Genomic DNA, 22,718 nt, shown 5'->3' with positions numbered 1-22,718 from the left:
CCAATCAGCTGTTCTGCTGGAAGTCTTTCTCGGCAGCGTCGAAACGCTCGATCATCTTCTTACTTGGGCCTTGACCCATGCCGCTGACCACCAGAATGGCGATGCTGGCGAAGATGAAGCCCGGAATGATTTCGTACAGACCGAACAGTGCGAATTGCTTCCACACGATCACGGTAATGGCACCGACCAGGATACCGGCCAACGCGCCATTGCGGGTCATGCCTTTCCACAGCACCGAGATCAGTACTACCGGGCCGAACGCAGCGCCGAAGCCTGCCCATGCGTAGCTCACCAGACCCAGAACACGGTTCTCAGGGTTTGCAGCCAGGGCGATGGCGATCAGGGCAACCACCAGCACCATGATCCGGCCAACCCACACCAGTTCCAGCTGGGAAGCGTTTTTACGCAGGAAGGATTTGTAGAAGTCTTCCGTCAGGGCACTGGAGCACACCAGCAACTGGCAGCTCAAGGTGCTCATTACTGCAGCCAGAATGGCCGACAGCAGTACACCGGCAATCCATGGGTTGAACAGCAACTTGGCCAGCTCGATGAAAACACGCTCAGGGTTTTCGGTCACAGGACCGGCTACTTCCGGGTGTGCCGAGAAGTAAGCGATACCGAAGAAGCCCACAGCCACGGTACCGGCCAGACACAGGATCATCCAGGTCATGGAGATACGGCGTGCCTTGGCGATCGACTTGACCGAATCGGCAGCCATGAAACGCGCCAGGATGTGCGGCTGGCCGAAGTAACCCAGGCCCCAGCCCATCAGCGAGATAATACCGATAAAGGACGTACCCTTGAGCATGTCGAAGTTGCTTGGGTCCTGGGCTTCGATGGCCAGGAACGTGGTGTCCACGCCGCCAGTGGCCAGCAGCACGATGATTGGCGTAAGGATCAACGCGAAGATCATCAGGGTGGCCTGAACGGTGTCAGTCCAGCTCACGGCCAGGAAGCCACCGATAAAGGTGTAGGCGATGGTCGCAGCAGCACCGGCCCACAGGGCTGTTTCGTACGACATGCCGAAGGTGCTTTCGAACAGACGGGCACCGGCCACGATGCCGGAAGCGCAGTAGATGGTGAAGAACACCAGAATCACGATGGCCGAAATGATCCGCAGCAAACCGCTTGTGTCTTCGAAACGGCTGGAGAAGTAATCCGGCAGGGTCAGCGCATCACCGTTGTGCTCGGTCTGCACCCGCAGGCGACCGGCAACAAACAACCAGTTCAGATAAGCACCGGTCACCAGACCGATGGCGATCCAGCTTTCCGACAGACCGGACATGTAGATCGCGCCCGGCAGGCCCATCAGCAGCCAGCCGCTCATGTCGGAGGCGCCAGCGGACAATGCAGTTACAACGCTGCCCAGGCTGCGGCCACCGAGAATATAGTCAGAAAGGTTGTTGGTGGAGCGATAGGCCATCAGACCGATCAGCACCATTGCTGCGATATAGATCACGAACGTGATCAGGGTTGGGTTACTTACACTCATTGATAAAGCCCTGGCATTGTTTTTATGTTTAGCGGCGGTCTGGCCGTACGCTCACAAACGTCCTGTTTGAGACGATTAACCTTGCCGCGCATTTATGACTGAGGTTCCCCAGGAAATCCATCAGCCGATGAACCAATCTTTGTAGGAGGTTGCACCTTGGGCGCGAATGCTATGCAACAAAGCAAATCAGGTGCAACCAGTTTCTGTCACACCAGTTGCACCTTGTCGCCTTTTCGTCTCAATTCCGGGTTTTTGCTCCTTTTCGGAGCAAAGACACTGCAAAACCAACGAAAAAGCACCAAGCCAGAGCGCTCATCCCATCCTGTCCTAAAATTACTGACGAAGCGTCGAACAATCCGCGAAAAAACGGGTTGCACTAGGTTGCACCTCTTTCAGCGCAGCGCTAATCTTGCCGCCAGCTGCTGCCGCGCAAATGCGGCACCCATGAGGATAAAAAAATGGCTACCACCACCCTTGGGGTCAAACTCGATGACCCGACCCGCGAGCGCCTCAAGGCCGCCGCGACCTCGATTGATCGCACGCCACACTGGCTGATCAAGCAGGCAATCTTCAATTACCTGGAAAAACTCGAGGGTGGTGCAACCCTTACCGAACTGAGCGGTATCCCTGGTAACACCAGCGATGACGCCGACGACGTGCAAGCTGATCACGCCCATCAGTGCTTCCTGGAGTTTGCAGAAAGCATCCTGCCGCAGTCCGTACTGCGCGCCGCGATCACCTCCGCTTACCGTCGCCCGGAACCCGAAGTGGTGCCGATGCTGCTGGAGCAGGCACGCCTGCCAGCCCCGATGGCCGAAGCCACGCAAGCCCTGGCGGCCTCGATTGCCGAAAAACTGCGCAATCAGAAGAGCGCCGGTGGCCGCGCCGGTATCGTGCAAGGCCTGCTGCAAGAATTCTCCCTGTCGTCCCAGGAAGGCGTGGCACTGATGTGCCTGGCCGAAGCGCTGCTGCGTATCCCGGACAAAGGCACCCGTGACGCCCTGATCCGCGACAAGATCAGCACCGGGAACTGGCACCCGCATCTGGGCAACAGCCCGTCGCTGTTCGTCAACGCCGCGACCTGGGGCCTGTTGCTCACCGGCAAGCTGGTGTCCACGCACAACGAAGCAGGCCTGACCTCTTCCCTGAGCCGCATCATCGGCAAAAGCGGCGAGCCGATGATCCGCAAGGGCGTCGACATGGCCATGCGCCTGATGGGCGAGCAGTTTGTAACCGGCGAAACCATCGCCGAAGCCCTGGCCAACGCCACGCGCTTTGAAGCCAAGGGCTTCCGTTATTCCTACGACATGCTCGGCGAAGCGGCACTGACCGAACATGACGCGCAAAAATACCTGGCGTCCTACGAGCAAGCTATCCACTCGATCGGCAAGGCCTCCCACGGCCGCGGTATTTACGAAGGCCCGGGCATTTCCATCAAGCTGTCGGCCCTGCACCCGCGCTACAGCCGCGCCCAGTACGAGCGTGTGATGGACGAGCTGTACCCGCGCCTGCTGTCGCTGACGTTGCTGGCCAAGCAATATGACATCGGCCTGAACATTGACGCCGAAGAAGCTGACCGCCTCGAAATCTCCCTCGATCTGCTTGAGCGTCTGTGCTTCGAGCCACAACTGGCCGGCTGGAACGGCATCGGTTTCGTGATCCAGGCTTACCAGAAGCGTTGCCCGTACGTGATCGACTACGTGATCGACCTGGCACGCCGCAGCCGTCATCGCCTGATGATCCGCCTGGTGAAAGGCGCGTACTGGGACAGCGAAATCAAGCGCGCCCAGGTTGAAGGCCTGGAAGGCTACCCGGTGTACACCCGCAAGGTGTATACCGACGTCTCCTACCTTGCCTGCGCGAAAAAGCTGCTGGCCGTGCCAGAAGCCATTTACCCGCAGTTCGCGACCCACAACGCGCAAACCCTGTCGGCCATTTATCATATCGCTGGTCAGAACTACTACCCGGGCCAGTACGAGTTCCAATGCCTGCACGGCATGGGTGAACCCCTGTACGAGCAGGTCGTAGGCAAGATTTCCGAAGGTAAGCTGAACCGTCCGTGCCGCGTGTACGCCCCGGTCGGCACCCACGAGACATTGCTGGCCTACCTGGTGCGCCGCCTGCTGGAAAACGGCGCGAACACCTCGTTCGTCAACCGCATCGCCGACCACACCATCGCCATCCACCAGTTGGTGGCCGACCCGGTGAGCCAGATCGAGCAGATGGCTACAACGGAAGGCGGCTTCGGCTTGCCGCACCCGCGTATCCCGCTGCCGCGTGACCTGTATGGCAGCGAACGCGCCAACTCCAGCGGCATCGACATGTCCAACGAACACCGTTTGGCGTCGTTGTCCTGCGCCTTGCTGGCCACTGCCCACAACGACTGGAAAGCCGCGCCGATGCTCGGCTGCGATTCCAGCAGCGAAACCCCGGCAGCGGTGCTCAACCCGGCCGATCTGCGTGATGTGGTCGGTCATGTACAAGAAGCCACCGTTGCAGACGCCGACAACGCCATCCTGTGCGCCCTGAGCGCTGCACCGATCTGGCAGGCCACCCCACCCGCCGAACGTGCTGCGATCCTGGAACGTGCCGCCGACCTGATGGAAGGCGAGATCCAGCCACTGATGGGCCTGCTGGCCCGTGAAGCTGGCAAGACCTTCGCCAACGCCATCGCCGAAGTGCGTGAAGCGGTCGACTTCCTGCGTTATTACGCGGTACAGGCCCGCAACGACTTCACCAACGATGCCCACCGCCCCCTGGGCCCGGTGGTCTGCATCAGCCCGTGGAACTTCCCGCTGGCCATCTTCAGTGGCCAGGTCGCTGCGGCACTGGCCGCCGGTAACCCGGTACTGGCCAAGCCTGCGGAACAAACTCCGCTGGTAGCGGCACAGGCTGTACGCATCCTGCTCGAAGCCGGTATCCCGCAAGGCGTGCTGCAATTGCTGCCGGGCCGTGGCGAAACCGTGGGTGCCCGTCTGGTCGGCGACGATCGGGTCAAGGGCGTGATGTTCACTGGTTCCACCGAAGTTGCCCGCCTGCTGCAACGCAACATTGCCGGGCGCCTGGATGCTCAGGGCCGTCCAATCCCGCTGATCGCCGAAACCGGCGGCCAGAATGCCATGATCGTTGACTCCTCGGCGCTGACCGAACAAGTGGTTATCGACGTGGTGTCCTCGGCCTTCGACAGCGCCGGTCAGCGTTGCTCTGCCCTGCGCGTACTGTGCTTGCAGGAAGACTCGGCAGACCGCGTCATCGAAATGCTAAAAGGTGCCATGGCCGAATCGCGCATGGGCAACCCAGAGCGTCTGAACGTAGACATTGGCCCGGTGATCGACGCCGAAGCCAAGGCCGGGATCGAGCAACATATCCAGGGCATGCGTGACAAAGGCCGCACTGTTTACCAGATGGCCATTGCCGATATCGAAGAATGCAAACGCGGCACCTTCGTCATGCCGACCCTGATCGAACTGGAAAGCTTCGACGAGCTGGAACGTGAAATCTTCGGGCCGGTACTGCACGTGGTGCGCTACAAGCGTAAAGACATCGACCAATTGATCGCACAGATCAACGCTTCGGGTTACGGCCTGACGCTGGGCGTGCATACCCGTATCGACGAGACCATCGCCAAGGTGGTCAACAACGTCAACGCCGGTAACGTCTACGTCAACCGCAACATCGTCGGTGCCGTGGTCGGCGTACAACCGTTCGGCGGCGAAGGCCTGTCGGGTACTGGCCCGAAAGCCGGTGGCCCGCTGTACCTGTACCGCCTGCTGTCGACCCGACCAGGCAATGCGATCGAGCAATCGTTCGCCAAGGTCGACGCCATCAGCGCACCGGACACCCAGGCCCGCGAAGCCATGAGCAAACCGCTCAGCGCCCTGCAAGCCTGGGCCACCAGCAACCAGCAAGCGGCGCTGGCCGAACTGTGCAGCGAGTACGCCGCGCATTCGCAAAGCGGCATCACCCGCCTGCTCAACGGCCCGACCGGCGAACGCAACAGCTACGCCATCCTGCCGCGCGAACACGTGCTGTGCCTGGCGGAAGTTGAAAGCGACCTGCTGACCCAGCTGGCTGCCGTTCTGGCCGTGGGCAGCTCGGCGGTACTGCCGCAAAGCGAACTGGCCAAGGCCCTGTTGGCCCGTCTGCCAAAAGAGGTGCAGGCACGTATCACACTGGTGGCCGACTGGACCAAGGACGAAGTGATTTTCGACGCCGTCCTGCACCACGGCGACTGCGACCAGCTGCGCGATGTATGCCAGCAAGTGGCCCAGCGCGCAGGCGCCATCGTTGGCGTGCAGGGTCTGTCCCAGGGCGAAACCAATATCGCCCTGGAACGCCTGGTGATCGAGCGCGCACTGAGCGTCAACACCGCTGCTGCTGGTGGTAACGCGAGCCTGATGACCATCGGTTGATGGTTTGAGCGGGCAATAAAAAACCGGGCACCCGAAAGGGTTGCCCGGTTTTTTTACGCCAGCAAATCAGCCTTCCAACATGAAGAACACATAAGTAATGACCGTCATATACAACACACCCATCACCATCCAGACAATATTGCTGCAACTGAACGCATTGTTATGACTGCCTAGCGGGTCTCCCGCCAATGTATTGATAGCTCGCTGAGCCTCTACAAACATGGCGCAGCAACTGGCAATCAGCGCGGTATTGGCAATAAACACAAATGCCAGATCCGAAGGCCGGGTAACAGACGTGGTGACCAGCACCGACAGCATGACCAGCAACATGATCAACAACCCGCGGGTTTGCGGTTGCCAGAAATAGGAGCGCCCGGTCTTGTCCAGACCGTTCTGCACCTTGTCAAACAGAGGCAGGATAAAAAACGGCCAGAGCGCCGCACGTAACAACGGCGCGATCGGCGAACCGGTTAGCGCTTTGCAGGACGCCCAATTGCGATATGACCAGTAAAAAATGTACCCGCCTGCCGTAAGCGCATACAGCAACACAAACTTGGTGACAGATACGACGTACAGCTTGATTCGTTCGTCATCAGACCGCGAAGTTGCCTTCGGTTGCCTGTTGCCAGCCTCGGTTGCAGGGTTCATAGCATGTCCATGCAGAGTGGGAGGCCGCAGTAGACACAATTTGCCCAATATAAAAATGCAGTAAAAATCCCATTTCTCTGTAAGAAAGGCCTTTCGCGCCTTCTGCGCGCATCCAAACACGCCCATGGCGTAATTCATTCAAAACCTTTTTGACAGCCCGCCAATAACGCAGGTTAGAATCGATGGCACGCAGACTGCATGCAGGCTCTGCGCCCTGTCTTTTGAGTTTCCTGGAGTACTGCCTTTGAATGCGACGACCATCAACAGCCTGTTCTTGATCGGCGCGTTGCTGGTAGGTGCAAGCATCCTGGTAAGTTCACTGTCTTCGCGCCTGGGCATCCCGATTCTGGTCATCATCCTTGCGGTGGGCATGACAGCGGGTGTCGATGGCGGCGGCATTATTTTTGACAATTACCCCACAGCCTATCTGGTGGGCAACCTCGCCCTGGCGGTGATTTTGCTCGACGGCGGCTTGCGCACCCGGGTCTCCAGTTTTCGTGTGGCGTTATGGCCCGCATTATCGCTGGCCACGGTGGGGGTAATGATCACCACCGGGCTGACTGGCCTGATGGCCGCCTGGCTGTTCAATCTCAACCTGATCCAGGGCCTGCTGATCGGCGCCATTGTCGGTTCTACCGATGCCGCAGCAGTGTTCTCGCTGCTGGGCGGCAAGGGCCTGAACGAGCGGGTTTCGGCCAGCCTTGAGATCGAGTCCGGAAGCAACGACCCGATGGCGGTGTTCCTCACCGTCACCCTGATCGACATGCTCGCCAGTGGCGAAACCGGCTTGCACTGGAGCCTGCTGCTCAACCTGGCGCGTGAATTCGCCATCGGCGGCGCAGTCGGGCTGGCGGGCGGCTGGCTGATGCTGCAAATGGTCAACCGGATCAACCTGGCCAACGGCCTGTACCCGATTCTGGTGATTGCTGGCGGGCTGGTGGTCTTCTCCCTGACCAACGCCCTGCACGGCAGTGGCTTCCTCGCGGTTTACCTGTGCGGCCTGGTGATCGGCAACAGCCCGATCCGTAGTCGTCACGGCATTTTGCATATGCTCGACGGCATGGCCTGGCTGGCACAGATCGGCATGTTCCTGGTGCTGGGTTTGCTGGTGACGCCACACGACCTGCTGCCTATCGCCATTCCTGCCCTGGCGCTGGCCCTGTGGATGATCCTGTTCGCCCGCCCGTTGTCGGTGATGGTCGGCCTGCTGCCCTTCAAGGCCTTCCACGGCCGTGAAAAAGCCTTTATCTCGTGGGTCGGCCTGCGCGGCGCGGTGCCGATCATTCTCGCAGTATTCCCGCTGATGGCCGGGCTGCCCAATGCGCAGCTGTACTTTAACCTGGCGTTCTTTATCGTACTGGTATCCCTTCTGGTGCAAGGCACCAGCCTGCCGTGGGTGGCCAAGCTGCTCAAAGTGACGGTACCGCCGGATCTGGCCCCCGTGTCCCGCTCAGCCCTTGAGGTGCATGTCACCAGCGAGTGGGAACTGTTTGTTTACCGCCTCGACGCACAAAACTGGTGCATCGGTGCGGCCCTGCGCGAACTGAAAATGCCCGACGGCACCCGTATCGCAGCCCTGTTTCGCGACAAGAAACTGCTCCACCCGTCGGGTAGTACCACGCTTGAAGTCGGCGACCTGCTCTGCGTCATCGGCCACGAACATGACTTGCCAGCCCTGGGCAAACTGTTCAGCCAGCCCCCGAGCCGCGGTCTGGACCTGCGCTTCTTCGGCGACTTCGTGCTCGAAGGCGACGCCCAGCTGGGTGCTGTAGCGGCTTTGTACGGTCTGAAGCTGGAGGGCATCGACCCCGACACTTCCCTCAGCAGCTTTATTGCCCACAAGGTCGGTGGTGCACCGGTGGTCGGCGACCAGGTGGAGTGGAACAACACCATTTGGACCGTTGCCGTGATGGAAGGGAACAAGATCGCCAAAGTGGGCGTCAGATTCCCCGAAGGAAGTGCACCGGGTCCCGGGCTGTTCCTCTAAACTCCAACTTTCTGACTCTTGTCTGACCGGTATCTATGCCTACTCTGCGCACGTTCATCGCAACCGTCCTGCTCGGCCTGAGCCTTTGCGTCGGTACGCTCCAGGCGGCCGAGCCACCTACCGCCGAAGCGGTACAGCAAAGTCTGGACAAAATTGCCGACCGCAAGCTGCCAGACGCTGATCAAAAAGCCCTGCAAGCTGTACTCCAGCAGACCTTAACCCTGCTCAACAGCAAAGCCGATTACGAACAGCGCCTGAACGACGTCAAGCAACAGATCAGCAATGCCTCGCGCCAAACCGGTGAAAACCAGCGCGAACTGGCAAAAATCAAGGCCAGCAAAGCTGTTCCCGTGGCCCAGCGCTACCGTGACCTTTCCGTGCCACAGCTGGAGCAACTGCTGGCTGAACGCACCACGCAACAAGGCGAACTGCAAAAAGCCCTGGCCATTGCCAACAGCCAGAGTATTGCCGCACAGACGCGCCCGGAGCGTGCTCAGGCCGAAATCAGCAACAGCCAGACACGCATCCAGCAGATCAGCAACATCCTGAAAACCGGGCGCGACAATGGCAAATTGCTCACCCCCGATCAGCGCAACCAGCTCAATGCTGAAACCGCCTCGCTCACCGCATTGATTGCCCTGCGTCGTCAGGAACTGGCCGGTAACAGCCTGCTGCAAGACCTGAGCGGCAGCCAGCACGACCTGCTGCTGGAAAAGACCACCCGCCAGGATCAGGAAATCCAGGAACTACAGACCCTGATCAACCAGAAGCGTCTGGCCCAGTCGCAGCAGACCGTGACCGAGCAATCCCTTGAGGCTAAAAAGTCGGGCAGCAGCAGCTTGCTGGCGACCGAAAGCGCGATTAACCTCAAACTATCCGACTACCTGCTACGCAGCACCGACCGCCTCAACGAAGTCACCCAGCAGAACCTGGAAACCAAGCAACAACTGGATAACCTCACCCAAAGCGATCAGGCGCTGGATGAGCAAATCAACGTGCTCAAGGGCAGTTTGTTGCTGTCCAAGATTCTCTATAAGCAGAAGCAAGCCCTGCCGCGCCTGCAGAAAATGGACAAGAATCTGGCAGATGAAATCGCCGATATCCGTCTGTATCAATTTGAGATCAATCAGCAGCGCGAGCTGATCAGCAACCCGACGACCTACGTCGACAACCTGCTGTCGACCCAGCCCGCCGATCAAGTCACCCCGCAACTGCGTAAAACCCTGCTCGAACTGGTCAACACCCGCAGCGACCTGCTGGACCGTCTGAACCGCGAGCTAAGTTCGGTACTCAACGAGTCCATCACCCTGCAACTGAACCAGAAGCAACTGCTCAGCACCGCGCAAAGCCTGCGTGCCACGCTGGATGAGCAAATGTTCTGGATCCCCAGCAACAAGCCACTGGACCTGGAATGGCTGGAAACCGCCCCGCGCCAACTGGTACAGCAAATCACCACCCTGCCCTGGGGCTCCAGCGTAACCGAGCTGGCAGAAGGCCTGGTGCAACGGCCACTCTTGTTCCTGCCGTTTTTGCTGGTGGTGGCGGCCTTGTTATGGAAACGCAGATACCTCTACAGCAAACTGAACAAGATCCATCAGGACATTGGCCACTTCAAACGTGACAGCCAATGGCACACGCCGCTGGCGATCCTGATCAATATCCTGCTGGCCATGCCCCTGTCTCTTGCGCTGGCCCTGTGTGGCTACGCTTTGCAGACCGATGCCCGCGGCATGAACGCCAATACGGGAGCGGCGCTGGTGCAGATGGCCGAAGCCTGGCTGGTGTTCTACACCGCCTACCGGATCCTGGCGCCGGGTGGCGTGGCTGAGCTGCATTTCCGCTGGGAAAAACCGCTGGTCGCGTTCCTGCAAAACTGGATTCGCAAGCTCGGCTTTGTGGTGCTGGCCCTGGTCGCCGTGGTTGCCTTTGCCGAACAACAACCCGCGGCGCTGGCAGAAGATGTGCTGGGTATTCTTGTGGTACTCAGCTGCTATGCCGCCATGGCTTGGTTGCTGTGCCGCCTGCTGCTCAACGACTTCGAGACTGCGACCAAAGCCTATCGCCTGCGCAAATTGCTCGGCTTTGCCTTTGCCCTGCTACCGCTGGCACTGTTTGTTGCCGTATGTTTTGGCTACTACTACACCGCGCTCAAACTCAGCGATCGCCTGATCAACACCCTCTACCTGCTAATGCTCTGGCTGGTGGTCGAAGCAGCCTTCGTACGCGGCCTGGCGGTCGCAGCGCGGCGCCTGGCGTACCAGCGCGCACTGGCCAAACGCCAAGCTGCCAAGGAGGCAGGCGAAGGCAATGATATCGTCATCGAAGAGCCAACCCTGGACATCGAACAGGTCAACCAACAGTCCCTGCGCCTGATCCGTCTGGCCCTGCTGGCGGGCTTTATCGGCATTCTGTATTGGGTATGGGCCGACTTGATCTCGGTATTCTCCTACCTCGACAACATCACCCTGTACGAATACACCAGCGGCAGCGGTGCCAATATGAGCATGGTGCCCATCAGCATCGGCGACGTGGTCGGTGCCCTGGTCATTATCGGTATCAGCATCGCGCTGGCGCGCAACCTGCCCGGCCTGCTGGAAGTGCTGGTGCTGTCGCGGCTCGACCTGGGCCAGGGCAGCGCCTACGCCACCACTACCCTGCTGACCTATGTGATCATCGGTGTAGGCTTTGTCTCCACCCTGTCGACACTGGGCGTGAGCTGGGACAAGTTGCAATGGCTGGTGGCCGCGCTATCGGTGGGCCTGGGCTTCGGCATGCAGGAGATCTTCGCCAACTTTATCTCCGGGATCATGATCCTGTTTGAGCGCCCGGTACGTATTGGCGACACCATTACCATCGGCAACCTGTCGGGCACGGTGAGCAAGATCCGCATCCGTGCGACCACCATCACCGACTTCGACCGCAAGGACATCATTGTCCCGAACAAAACCTTTATCACCGGACAACTGATCAACTGGTCGCTGACCGATACCATTACCCGCGTCACCCTCAAGTTGGGGGTCGACTACGGCTCCGACCTAGACCTGGTGAAAAGCCTGCTGCTCAAGGCTGCGCAAGAGAATCCGCGGGTACTCAAAGACCCTGAGCCCCATGTGTACTTCCTCAACTTCGGCGCCAGCACCCTGGACCACGAACTGCGCATGCACGTACGCGACCTGGGCGACCGTAACCCGGTGATCGACGAAGTTAACCGCTTTATCAACCGCGAGTTCAAGAACCACCACATCAACATCTCGTTCCAGCAGATGGAGGTGTACCTCAAGAACTTGCAGGGGCAGGAATACAAACTGGTACCTATCGGCCCAGAAGTGCCGCCCGAGCCAGCGCCTGCGCCGCAAAAGCCGCAGTTGGGCAAGCTCGACTGACCCCCACCATTAGAAAATATTTACTGGAGACGGTCATTGAAAGCCCTCGACGAACTGACTTTTGATAACCGCTTCGCCCGGCTGGGTGATGCGTTTTCGACCCATGTACTGCCCGAACCCATCGACGCGCCGCGTGTGGTGGTCGCCAGCGACGCCGCCCTGGCCCTGCTCGACCTAGACCCCGCCGTCATCCAGGCCCCGGCTTTCGCCCAGCTGTTTGGCGGCCACACCCTGTGGGCTAACGCCGACCCCCGCGCCATGGTCTATTCCGGCCATCAGTTCGGCTCCTACAACCCGCAATTGGGCGATGGCCGCGGGTTGCTGCTGGGCGAGGTGTATAACGACGCGGGCGAACATTGGGACTTGCACCTCAAGGGCGCCGGCATGACCCCTTACTCGCGCATGGGCGATGGGCGCGCTGTATTGCGCTCATCGATCCGCGAGTTTCTCGCCTCCGAGGCCCTGCATGCCCTGGGCATTCCCAGCAGCCGCGCCCTGTGCGTGATTGGCTCCGACACCCCGGTGTGGCGCGAAACCCAGGAACGCGCCGCCATGGTCCTGCGCCTGGCACAGAGCCATGTACGCTTCGGGCATTTCGAATACTTCTATTACACCAAGCGCCCTGAGCAGCAAAAGCAACTGGGCGAGCATGTGCTGGCGATGCACTATGCCGAGTGCCTGGAACAACCCGAACCCTATCTAGCCATGTTCCGCGAGATCGTCGAGCGCAACGCCGAACTGATTGCCAAATGGCAGGCCTACGGCTTTTGCCACGGTGTGATGAACACCGACAACATGTCGATCCTGGGCATCACCTTCGACTTCGGCCCGTTCGCGTTTCTCGACGACTTTGATGCCAACTTTATCTGCAACCACTCCGACCACGAAGGGCGTTACTCCTTCAGCAACCAGGTGCCCATCGGCCAGTGGAACCTCAGTGCACTGGCCCAGGCGTTAACACCGTTTATCAGCGTTGAAGCCCTGCGCGAAACCCTGGGATTGTTTTTGCCGCTGTACCAGGCGCACTACACCGACCTGATGCGTCGTCGCTTGGGCCTGACCACTGCCGAAGACGCTGATCAACAATTGATCGAAACATTGCTGCAACGCATGCAGGGCAGCAGCATCGACTACACCTTGTTCTTCCGTCGCCTGGGGGACTTGCCAGCCGCGCAGGCTGTGGCGCAGTTGCGTGAAGAGTTTGTCGACCTCAAGGGCTTCGATGATTGGGCGGCGCAGTATGTAGCGCGGGTGGCGCGCGACGGCGCGGGCGATGAAAGCGCCCGCCGCGAGCGCATGCACGCGGTCAACCCGCTGTATATCCTGCGCAACTACCTGGCCCAAAAGGCCATCGATGCGGCCGAAGCCGGGGATTACAGCGAAGTGCAGCGTCTGCACAAAGTACTGACCCAGCCGTTTACCGAGCAAGCGGGCATGCAGGCTTATGCCGAACGCCCACCGGAATGGGGCAAGCATCTGGAGATCAGTTGTTCGTCGTAAAGCAGCCACTGCATATTTCAAGATTTGCCTGAAACCCACTGTAATGTGGGAGCGGGCTTGCTCGCGATGGGACCGACGCGGTTAGTCTGTATGACCGCAGTGATCCCATCGCGAGCAAGCCCGCTCCCACAGGGATTGAGGCTAGATCCCGATTGACCCTCGCCCCACCTGCCCCTATCCTCGCCAACGTCACGACACATTCGTGACCGGATTTGACGGTCCGCATCATAAAAGAAGAACCAGCGATGCCAATCGCTGTGTTCACGCCTGTCTGTGCCCGTTATGGCAGCTGTGCGTGGGGCACTTTCGAGTGCGCCGGGTTTCTTCTTTTAACCGGTCCGTCAACCCGCGCACAGTTGCCACCCAATTCGTTTGACGGCGAACGGTGACAACTCCAAAACCTAAAAGGAGTTACACAATGCCCAATCTCACCACCCAAACCCCAACCCCATTTGGCCACAGCTTTAGCGGTGAAAACCTGTTCACCGTAAACCCCGGTATCCCGATCAAGCTTGCGCTGGAACTGGCCGGCCAATTGCTCGGCAGCGCCACCGTGCTCTGTGCCGAAAGCCAGGTCGCCAGCCAACAAACCAGCCACAGCCTGACGTTTGCCAGCCTGCAACTGGTTGAAATGAGCAAAGGGCTGATCGATGCCACCCTCGACAGCGTGGCGCTGGCCGATGAACCTCAGATAAACATATCCACAGGCACTTTGAAGTAATCGGCCAGCCAGCGGATTTGCCGCACATTAAGCTGGCGTTTGCCGCTGAGGATTTCAGACACCACCGACTGGGTACCCACACCCGGTAAATCGCTCTGAGTCAGGCTGTGCTCTTGCATCACCGAGCGCAGTACTTCCACACCGCTAACCTTGGGCATCGGCCGATGCTCAAGGTCATAGGCTTCAACCCAGTCGCCGATGATGTCCACCAGGCTCATCAAGGGGTGGCTTTCATCGTCGCCGATCAGGTCGGTTAGTTGATCAAGGGCTGCAACCAGCTCGTCGTAATCTGCTTCGGTTTTTGGTTTACGCAGCAGCGGCGCCACGAAATGCCAGTGCTCTGCCGCCTGTTCGATCATTGCATTCATTGTGCTTACTCCTTCCATTTGCCCTTGTCATAGTCACGGTGATCCAGCACATGACGTATGTAGAGGCGCTGTACCCGGTAACGCACCAGGGCAATCAACCGCAGTTTGTTACCTCCAATATTGAAAACGTGAAACGACCCGACCTTGTCGGTTGCGGGGAAAAACGACCTGAGCTGGGCAAAGTCTTCAGGGTTGAGGACTTTGATCTTGCGGTACCACTCATCAAGAGCGCTCGCCGATTGCGGCCATTGTTCTTTCGCTTCCCAAATACGCTTGACTGTTATCACTCGCATGCAACTTCCCTATCGCATCTTGCTATGGAGGTTAAGCCAGAGTTCAATCGATCGCAATGTGCGATAAAGCCCCTCTGACCAATGGTACTGCCGTTGTCTCGCTTCAAAGCCTAGATAAAGGGCTGCGCAACCGGGTTGTCACTGTGTGAGCAAATACGTCACCAGAACGCCCGCATAACCAAATCGCATAACAACCTGCCCAAACAGTCTTAGACGAACTAACCCGCCCTGATTATCGTGACGCCCGCGCGGCGGCTCTGGCCGGCCCGATACCTCATACGAGATTCGCTGCATAAAGGAAGACCCATGTCCTGGGACTCGCTGCCCCTGCTGTTTGTTGCCGCTTTGCTGGTCTGGTTGCTGGTGTCGTTTGTGCGCGAGAAGTGGAGCGCCGATGTGGTGGCCGCCATTGCTGTCGCCGCCCTGCTGGTGACACAAATCCTCACCCCCCATGAAGTGTTGAGCGTGCTCAGCAACTCGGCCCCGGCAACCATCGCATGCATGTTTGTGCTCTCGGCCGCGCTGGAGCGCACCGGCTGCATTGATGCACTGGGCAACTGGCTGGGCAATCTGGTAGGCGACCAACCGCTGCGGGTGCTCGGCGGGTTGATGATCACTGCATTGGTGATCTCGGCGTTTTTGAACAACACCCCGGTGGTAGCCATTTTGACGCCAGTGGCAATTGCACTGGCCAAGCGTGCCCACAGCTCGCCCTCCAAGCTGCTGATCCCGTTGTCTTACGCCACGGTGCTGGGCGGGATGCTGACCATGATCGGCACCTCGACCAATATTCTCGTGGACGGGGTGGCGCGCAAAGCCGGGCTGGCGCCGTTCGGCATGTTCGAAATCACTCAGGCCGGGCTGATGTTTGCCGCCGTAGGTTTTGTGTACCTGATGATTTTCAGCAACCGCCTGCTGCCCGATCGCGACAGCCTGTCCAAGCAGCTGCGTCCGGAGTTGACCCGCACCTTTATGAGCGAACTGCTGGTGCCCCACGCTTCGCCCGTGATCGGCAAAACCCTGGCCGAAGCCAATCTCAACGGCGGTAGCGGCCTGCAAGTACTGAAGATCTTCCGCGAGGAGCAAGAGCTCTCCACCCCGGAATCCACCACCCAACTGCGCAGCGGTGACCGTCTGGTGCTGCACGGGCAAGTACAGAATGTGGTCGAGCTGCGCGAAAGTGGCGTGCTGGCTTTTAACCGTGGCGATGCATTCGAAACCATCAGCAACCACGACGTGATCCTCGCCGAGGCCATCGTGGGCCGCAACTCGCGCTATAGCCATCGGCCCATGCGCGACCTTGACCTGACGGCGCGTTACGGCATTGCAGTACTCGCGGTGCATCGTCAGGACGAAAACATCCAGGGCAACCTCGATGACCTGCACCTGCAGTTTGGCGATGTGATCCTGGTTGAAGGTACCCCTTCACAAATTCGCCGTTTTGCCGAAAATGGCGACCTGATCAGCCTCAATACTGTACTGGAGCGCGCTTATCGTCGTGACAAGGCGCCGATTGCGATCATTGCCACACTCGCGGTGATGATCCTGGCAGCACTGGAAGTCATGCCCATCGAAGGCCTGGCGCTGATCGCCGCCGTTACCGTGGTCGCCACCCGCTGCCTGGATGTGCAGGACGCTTATAAAGCGGTGGACTGGAAAATCCTCAGCCTGATTTTCGGCATGTTGGCCATCAGCATTGCCATGGACAAGGTTGGCCTGATCAATCTGGTAGTCAATCAGACCATGGCCGCGCTGCCCCACGCCGGGCCGCTGTTGATGCTGGGGTTTATCTATTTACTGACCAGCATCCTTACCGAGATCCTCTCCAACAATGCCGTGGCGGTATTGCTGACCCCGATTGCCATTGGCGTGGCGCAACAGTTGGGTGTCGACCCTCGGCCATTTGTGGTGGCCGTCATGTTCGCGGCCAGCGCCAGCTTCGCCACGCCGATCGGTTACCAGACCAACACTTTTGTATATAACGCCGGCGGATATAAATTCAGCGACTTTATGCGCATCGGCATCCCGCTGAATGTACTGATGCTGATTGTGGCCATGTTCGTTATCCCGTGGATCTGGCCACTGACGCCGGTGGCGGGTTGAGGGATTGTCTGCTGAACTGCACGGTCACGTGAAAGACCTTTGTTGGAGTTACCCTGATGACCGAACCGCTGCTGATCCCCTGCCCCCACTGCAACGGCCTTAACCGCATCCCCGCCGAGCGCATCGGCGAACACCCCAAGTGCGGGCGCTGCAAAAACCCGGTGCTGCAGGCCTCGCCCTTCGAATTGAAGCAAACCGACTACGCCAGCCAGATCAAAGGTGATCTGCCACTATTGGTCGATGTGTGGGCCGAGTGGTGCGGGCCGTGCAAGGCTTTTGCCCCGGTGTTTGAGCAGGCCGCCAGCCAACTGCTGGGCAAGTGCCGCCTGGCCAAGCTCGACAGCGAGGCCAACCAGCAACTGGCCGGGCAACTGGGCATTCGCTCGATTCCCAGCCTGATCCTGTTTAAGAACGGCCGAGAAGTGGCTCGCCAGAGCGGGGCGCTGCCTTTGCAGCAACTGACTGCCTGGCTGCGCAGCCAGGGTATTGGTGCTTAAGCGTTCTGATCCAGATAGTCGTGCAAGTCCACGAACTGCTGGGTCAGCTTGTGCCGCGGGTCGAAGTGGATCAAGGGCTGTGAAGCCTGATGCGACTCGCGCATGCGCACTGAACTGCTCAGATACATCGGCAGCACCGGCAAGCCCTCGGCGATCAGTTCATCGAGCATTTGCTGCGGCAAGCTGGCCCGGGCCTGAAACTGATTGACCACAATGCCTTCAACCAGCAGATCTTCGTTATGGTCTTCTCTAAGGTCATCGATTTCAGACAGGAGGCCGTACAGCGCCTGCCGGGAAAAACTGTCGCAGTCGAACGGGATCAGCACGCGATCACAGGCGATCAATGCCGATACGGCGTAAAAGTTCAGTGCAGGCGGGGTGTCGACATAAATGCGGTCGTAGTCTTCAGCCAGTTCATCCAGCAACTTACGCAGCTTGTTGATCTTGTGTTTGGCTTCAAGTTTGGGCTGCAAATCGGCCAGTTCGCTGGTAGCAGTAATAACGTGCAGGTTTTCGAAGGGAGTTTCGTAAATATCAACCCGATTTTTCTTCGAACCAACCCCGGCTGACAGGCTGTGTTTGAAGAAATCGGCAATCCCCATCGGGATATCGTCACCCGTGAGGCCGGTCAGGTATTGAGTAGAGTTGGCCTGGGCATCCAGATCCACCAACAACGTGCGATACCCCTCGCTGGCACTGACCGCAGCCAGGTTACACGCGATGCTGGACTTGCCCACACCGCCTTTCTGGTTAAACACCACGCGACGCATTTCAAAACCTCCGTGTACCAATGAGTACCCGAGTGTAGATGGCCTTTGCGCGGCTTAGCTACCTTGCAACGAAATGAACTACAGCCATTGGGCGCTTATCCCAGAAAACTAATAAACACCTCTCACACATAAAGTGCATTAGTCCTATTTTTTTCAAAGATCAGACCAAACATAATCCAAATGTAAGCAAAATTTGCTACGAACCAACTGCACCGGGATAATGCCGCCATTCTGTATCAAGTGCGGCGTCGATCGATGCCCACTGTCGCATCAAGGAAGCCTGCAAAGGCGGGATGAAACTCCAGTGATCAATTTCAATATCGCCGCGTGGCGTGCCTGGGCTCCGGGCCTCGACAGCGTGGCCGATTGGCAGGCCTGGAGCCAGTGCCCTTGCGTACTCGCGCCCAGCAGTGCCGCGCCCGATGTCTCGTTTTTGCCCGCCATGCAACGCCGCCGCCTCAGCCGTCTGGCGCGCATGGCCTTCAGCGTCGGCTGGCCACTGGCCGAAGGCCATGAAGCACTGCCGCTGGTGTTTGCTTCGCGTCACGGTGAAACCCCGCGCACGTTCGATATCCTCAGCGATCTGGCTGCCAACCAACCCTTGTCCCCCACGCAGTTCAGCCTCTCGGTGCACAACGCGGTAATTGGTCTGTGGTCGATCATGCGCGGCGAAACCAGCGAAATGACTGCAATTGCCGCCGCCGGAGATGGCCTGGAGCACGGCCTGATTGAAGCCTGCGCCTTACTCAATGAAGATGCGCCCGCCGTGTTGCTGATCATCACTGAAGAGCAACCGCCCGAGGCCTATGCACGCTGGATTGATGACGTGCCCTTCCCTTACGCCGTGGGCTTGCTGCTGACCCCCGGCAAGCAATGGCAGGTGTCGCTGACAACCGGCAGCCCGGATGCCGAAAAAGCGCCGTGGCCTCATAGCCTGAACCTGTTGCGCCATCTGTTCGATGAACAGGTGTCATTCCAACACACCTGGAAAAACCGCGTGTGGAACTGGCAACGCAGCCTGTGAGCGCCCGCCGTGATGCCTATGCCTGGCGCTTGATCGCCACGGCCATCAGCTTTGCGCTGTTTGGCCTCGGCTGCCTGTGCCTGCGGCTGGTGATTTTCCCGGTGCTCAGCTGCCTGCCGGGCGACGCCGTTCGTCAGCGCGAGCGCGCACGCTTAACCGTGAGCCGTCTGTTCTGGCTGTTTATTCGCACCATGGCGCGCATGGGCGTGCTGACCTATGACGTACAAGGTGCCGAACGGCTCGGACGCCCCGGGCAGATGATCATCGCCAACCACCCGTCGCTTATCGATGTGGTTTTTTTGATCGGCCTGGTGAGAAACGCCAATTGCGTGGTCAAACAAAGCCTTTGGCAAAATCCGTTTACCCGTAGCCCCGTGCGTGCCGCGCAATACATCAGCAATGATGGCAGCGTCGACATGCTCGATAACGCCGCGGGCGCGCTGCAGCAAGGCCAGACCCTGGTGATTTTCCCGGAAGGCACACGAACCCAACCGGGTCAGGCACCCGCCTTTCATCGCGGGGCCGCCGCGATAGCCCTGCGGGGTGCGAAGATCCTCACCCCGGTGGTGATCAAGGTCAGCCCCACCACGCTGACCAAGGCCGAACCCTGGTACCGCATACCCGATCGGCGCGTGCACTTCAGTTTCCGGGTCGGTGCCGATATAGACCCACACACCTTTGCTGCGCTTGGCCCGCCGCCTAAAGCCTCGCGCCTGCTCAATGACTTCGTGCATGACTATTTTATTAAGGAGCTCGCCACAGATGAGCGATCTGAAAACCGACATTAAACAGCTGATCATCGATGCCCTGGGCCTCGAAGACATCAGCGTCAGCGACATTGGCGACGAACAAACCCTGTTTGGCGATGGCCTGGGGCTGGACTCGGTCGACGCACTGGAGCTGGGCCTGGCGATTCAAAAGACCTACGGCATCAAAATAGACGCCGACGCCAAAGACACCCGCAATCACTTTTCCAACGTGGCCAGCCTTGCGGCTTTTGTCACGGCCAAACAGGCAGCCTGAGACCGAACCATGCAAACCCGTGACGACATTTTCAACACCCTGCGTGACGCTCTGGTCGAACTCTTCGAGCTGGAGCCTGAGCGCGTGACCCTGGATGCCAACCTGTATCAGGACCTGGAAATCGACAGCATCGACGCGGTCGACCTGATCGACCATATCAAGCGCAAAACCGGCAAGCGTATCGCCGCAGAAGAATTTAAATCGGTGCGCACCGTCAATGACGTGGTCGAGGCGGTTTACCGCCTGGTTCACACTGACGCATGAGTCGATTGATTGGCCTTGGCCTGCTGCTGGCTGGCCTGCTGTACCCCTTTGCGGTGTATTTCGGCATGGCCCATTTCGCCCCGTGGCAGTTCGCCCTGCTGCTGGGCAGCCTGTGGCTGGCCCGCGCCCTGACGGGCGAGCGGCGCCCCGGCGGCGTGTGGATGGCCGTGCTCGCACTGGTGTTCTGCGCTTTGCTGGCACTGTTCAACAGCCCGGCATTGTTGCGCTGGTACCCGGTGCTGATCAGCACGTTCATGCTCAGCCTGTTTGGCCTCAGCCTGAAGTTCGGGCCGCCGATGATCGAGCGTCTGGCCCGTTTGCGCGAGCCGGTGCTGCCCGACATCGCCATTCATTACACGCGACAGGTGACCAAGGTCTGGTGCCTGTTTTTCATGCTCAACGGGTTGGTCGCCGCCGCTCTGACGCTGTGGGCACCGCTGAGCTGGTGGACGTTGTACAACGGCCTGATCGCCTACGGGCTGATGGGGCTGCTGTTTGCCATTGAATGGCTGATACGACAAAAGGTAAGAGGCCGCGCATGAACTGGATAAAACTTGAGCAGTTATTGCTCAAGGGGCACACAGAACGCCGGGTCACGATTGATCCCGAGCTGAACCACGCCACCCTTCGTGAACAGGCCCTGCGCCTGGCGGGTGGCTTGCAGCAACGTGACGTGCAGCACATTGCCGTGCACCTTGAAGACGCTGCCGAACTGGCCGTGGCGTTGCTCGGTGCGTGGCGGGCCGGGGTCAGCGTACTGCTGCCCGCCGACCTGCAAGCGCAAACGCGCCAGCGCTGGGATGATCAGGTTGATCTGTGGATAACTCAAGGCGACGAGTTGCAAGCCTTGTTCGCCGACGCGCTGCCTGCAGCAGAGCTTGACCTGGACCTGTGCCGGCTTAGCCTGTGCACCTCCGGCTCCAGCGGCGAGCCCAAGCGCATCGACAAAAGCTTGCGGCAGATGGCCAACGAAGTTCAGGCACTGGAACAGCTGTGGGGTGCCGAACTGGGCGAGGTCTGCATCATCGCCAGCGTGGCCGCCCAGCATATTTATGGCTTGTTGTTCCGCGTGCTGTGGCCCCTCTGCGCGGGCCGCAGTTTTGTGCGCAAGCAACTGGCATTCCCTGAAGACATGCAACGGGCCAGCCGCGAGCACCCGTCGTTCGCCTGGGTAGCCAGCCCCGCCCTGCTGAAACGCATGGCCGACAACCTCGACTGGCCCGCTCTAAGCAAGGTCAGCCGAGTATTTTCTTCGGGCGGTGCCCTGCCTGGCGAAGCCGCGCAAGCGTTGTTTGAGCGCTTGGGCCAGTGGCCAAGCGAAATTCTTGGCAGCTCGGAAACCGGCGGTATTGCGTGGCGTCAGGGCCCGAACCTGTGGCAGCCCTTTGCCGATGTGCACCTGAGCCAAAGTGCTGACGGCGCCCTGATTATCGCTTCGGCGTACTTGCCCGCCGGCCATATAGAACACACTGCCGATGCGGCCCGCATTGAAGCCGACGGCCGTTTTGAGCTGCTCGGACGCCTGGACCGCATCGTCAAGCTGGAAGAAAAGCGCATCTCCCTGCCCATGCTCGAGCAGGCGCTGGTCAAGCACGACTGGGTGGCCGAAGCCCGTTTGGGCGTGGTCAGCGAAGGCCGTGCATCGCTCGGCGCCTTGCTGGTGCTCAGTGACAGCGGCCTGTTTGCCCTGCGCGAACAGGGTCGTCGCGCCCTGACCCAAACCCTGCGCCAGCACCTGAGCCAACACTGTGAAGCCTTGGCCTTGCCACGGCGCTGGCGTTTGCTGCGCCAGTTGCCGCTCAACAGCCAAGGCAAGCTGCCGCAGGCGCAGGTCGATGCATTGCTGCTGGCACCCCGGCCGAAAACCCCCGAAGTGCTGAGCCAGACCGAAGTGGACGGCCAATGGAGACTTAACCTGTCGATACCGCCGGATCTGGCGTACTTCAGCGGCCACTTCCCCAAAACCCCGGTGCTGCCGGGAGTGGTGCAAGTGGATTGGGCAATGGTCCTGGGGCAGAAATTGCTCGACTTGCCGCCGCGCTTTGCCGGGATGGAAGTGCTCAAGTTCCAGCAACTGGTGCGCCCCGGCGACGCTATTGAGCTGACCCTGCGCTTTGATCCTGAGCGCAGCAAGCTGCACTTCGCGTACCGTAACGCAACGGCGCCGTGCTCCAGTGGCCGTATCGTGCTGGAGCCAGCCCATGCATAACCCCATCGTCTTTTGTGGGAGCGG

The 22,718-nt window shown here is 59.5% G+C and carries 18 protein-coding genes; 13 read left to right on the top strand and 5 right to left on the bottom strand.

All coding sequences use genetic code 11. The features are described 5' to 3' along the window. Positions 1–4: 4 nt before the first annotated feature. On the bottom strand, positions 5–1,492 hold the full coding sequence (gene putP, locus ACZRMH_RS03770) for a sodium/proline symporter PutP (protein WP_464012232.1): 1,488 nt from the start codon (positions 1,490–1,492) through the stop codon (positions 5–7). A gap of 458 nt (positions 1,493–1,950) precedes the next feature. Between putP and putA the strand changes: the two genes are divergently transcribed. After that, positions 1,951–5,904, top strand: a complete 3,954-nt coding sequence (gene putA, locus ACZRMH_RS03765; protein ID WP_464012231.1) for a trifunctional transcriptional regulator/proline dehydrogenase/L-glutamate gamma-semialdehyde dehydrogenase — start codon at positions 1,951–1,953, stop codon at positions 5,902–5,904. A 66-nt stretch (positions 5,905–5,970) separates the two neighbouring features. Here the strand turns inward: putA and ACZRMH_RS03760 are convergent, their stop codons facing one another. After that, positions 5,971–6,552, bottom strand: coding sequence for a hypothetical protein (locus ACZRMH_RS03760; protein ID WP_464012230.1), 582 nt, complete (start codon positions 6,550–6,552; stop codon positions 5,971–5,973). A gap of 244 nt (positions 6,553–6,796) precedes the next feature. Here ACZRMH_RS03760 and ACZRMH_RS03755 point away from each other — a divergent pair, with 244 nt between their 5' ends. From ACZRMH_RS03755 to ACZRMH_RS03740, 4 genes are all read left to right on the top strand, one after another. Further along, complete coding sequence (locus ACZRMH_RS03755) at positions 6,797–8,539, top strand: potassium/proton antiporter (RefSeq protein WP_464012229.1); 1,743 nt, start codon at positions 6,797–6,799, stop codon at positions 8,537–8,539. A gap of 35 nt (positions 8,540–8,574) precedes the next feature. Beyond that, positions 8,575–11,922 (top strand): mechanosensitive channel MscK, encoded by a 3,348-nt coding sequence (gene mscK / locus ACZRMH_RS03750; RefSeq protein ID WP_464012228.1) that lies wholly within the window; start codon positions 8,575–8,577, stop codon positions 11,920–11,922. A 36-nt stretch (positions 11,923–11,958) separates the two neighbouring features. Beyond that, a complete protein-coding gene (gene selO, locus ACZRMH_RS03745) occupies positions 11,959–13,422 on the top strand; it encodes a protein adenylyltransferase SelO (RefSeq protein WP_464012227.1) in 1,464 nt (487 codons plus the stop codon). A gap of 418 nt (positions 13,423–13,840) precedes the next feature. Continuing rightward, positions 13,841–14,143: a DUF3077 domain-containing protein gene (locus tag ACZRMH_RS03740; RefSeq protein WP_464012226.1), complete on the top strand. Its 303-nt coding sequence runs from the start codon at positions 13,841–13,843 to the stop codon at positions 14,141–14,143. On the opposite strand, the gene ACZRMH_RS03735 is transcribed toward ACZRMH_RS03740, so the two are convergent. Next, positions 14,110–14,511, bottom strand: coding sequence for a helix-turn-helix domain-containing protein (locus ACZRMH_RS03735; RefSeq protein WP_464012225.1), 402 nt, complete (start codon positions 14,509–14,511; stop codon positions 14,110–14,112). The two genes, ACZRMH_RS03740 and ACZRMH_RS03735, sit on opposite strands and share 34 nt — an antisense overlap. A gap of 5 nt (positions 14,512–14,516) precedes the next feature. After that, positions 14,517–14,804 carry a type II toxin-antitoxin system HigB family toxin gene (locus ACZRMH_RS03730; RefSeq protein ID WP_464012224.1) on the bottom strand — a complete coding sequence of 96 codons (288 nt, stop codon included), beginning with the start codon at positions 14,802–14,804 and terminating at the stop codon, positions 14,517–14,519. Between the two features lie 306 nt (positions 14,805–15,110). Between ACZRMH_RS03730 and ACZRMH_RS03725 the strand changes: the two genes are divergently transcribed. Both ACZRMH_RS03725 and trxC read left to right on the top strand, forming a co-directional pair. Continuing rightward, positions 15,111–16,907, top strand: a complete 1,797-nt coding sequence (locus tag ACZRMH_RS03725) for an SLC13 family permease (protein ID WP_464012223.1) — start codon at positions 15,111–15,113, stop codon at positions 16,905–16,907. Between the two features lie 56 nt (positions 16,908–16,963). After that, positions 16,964–17,404 carry a thioredoxin TrxC gene (trxC, locus tag ACZRMH_RS03720; RefSeq protein WP_464012222.1) on the top strand — a complete coding sequence of 147 codons (441 nt, stop codon included), beginning with the start codon at positions 16,964–16,966 and terminating at the stop codon, positions 17,402–17,404. On the opposite strand, the gene ACZRMH_RS03715 is transcribed toward trxC, so the two are convergent. Continuing rightward, positions 17,401–18,174, bottom strand: a complete 774-nt coding sequence (locus ACZRMH_RS03715; protein ID WP_464012221.1) for a ParA family protein — start codon at positions 18,172–18,174, stop codon at positions 17,401–17,403. The two genes, trxC and ACZRMH_RS03715, sit on opposite strands and share 4 nt — an antisense overlap. A 304-nt stretch (positions 18,175–18,478) precedes the next feature. Here ACZRMH_RS03715 and ACZRMH_RS03710 point away from each other — a divergent pair, with 304 nt between their 5' ends. Genes ACZRMH_RS03710 through ACZRMH_RS03685 form a run of 6 tightly spaced genes read left to right on the top strand, consistent with a single transcriptional unit; the run spans position 18,479 to position 22,694 of the window. Then, positions 18,479–19,198: a beta-ketoacyl synthase chain length factor gene (locus tag ACZRMH_RS03710; RefSeq protein ID WP_464012220.1), complete on the top strand. Its 720-nt coding sequence runs from the start codon at positions 18,479–18,481 to the stop codon at positions 19,196–19,198. Further along, on the top strand, positions 19,174–19,986 hold the full coding sequence (locus ACZRMH_RS03705; RefSeq protein WP_464012219.1) for a lysophospholipid acyltransferase family protein: 813 nt from the start codon (positions 19,174–19,176) through the stop codon (positions 19,984–19,986). Before ACZRMH_RS03710 ends, ACZRMH_RS03705 begins: the two co-directional genes overlap by 25 nt. Beyond that, on the top strand, positions 19,961–20,221 hold the full coding sequence (locus tag ACZRMH_RS03700; RefSeq protein WP_464012218.1) for a phosphopantetheine-binding protein: 261 nt from the start codon (positions 19,961–19,963) through the stop codon (positions 20,219–20,221). The genes ACZRMH_RS03705 and ACZRMH_RS03700 overlap by 26 nt, the downstream gene beginning before the upstream one ends. Positions 20,222–20,230: 9 nt before the next feature. Continuing rightward, on the top strand, positions 20,231–20,485 hold the full coding sequence (locus ACZRMH_RS03695) for an acyl carrier protein (protein WP_019825324.1): 255 nt from the start codon (positions 20,231–20,233) through the stop codon (positions 20,483–20,485). After that, positions 20,482–21,027 carry a COG4648 family protein gene (locus tag ACZRMH_RS03690; RefSeq protein ID WP_464012217.1) on the top strand — a complete coding sequence of 182 codons (546 nt, stop codon included), beginning with the start codon at positions 20,482–20,484 and terminating at the stop codon, positions 21,025–21,027. Before ACZRMH_RS03695 ends, ACZRMH_RS03690 begins: the two co-directional genes overlap by 4 nt. After that, positions 21,024–22,694, top strand: coding sequence for an ApeI family dehydratase (locus tag ACZRMH_RS03685; RefSeq protein WP_464012216.1), 1,671 nt, complete (start codon positions 21,024–21,026; stop codon positions 22,692–22,694). Before ACZRMH_RS03690 ends, ACZRMH_RS03685 begins: the two co-directional genes overlap by 4 nt. The last annotated feature ends 24 nt before the right edge of the window (positions 22,695–22,718 follow it).

The sequence above is a fragment of the Pseudomonas sp. B414 genome (genome assembly GCF_055408445.1).
Note: the sequence above shows the minus strand (reverse complement) of the source record. Positions and strands in the feature narration are given on the sequence as shown.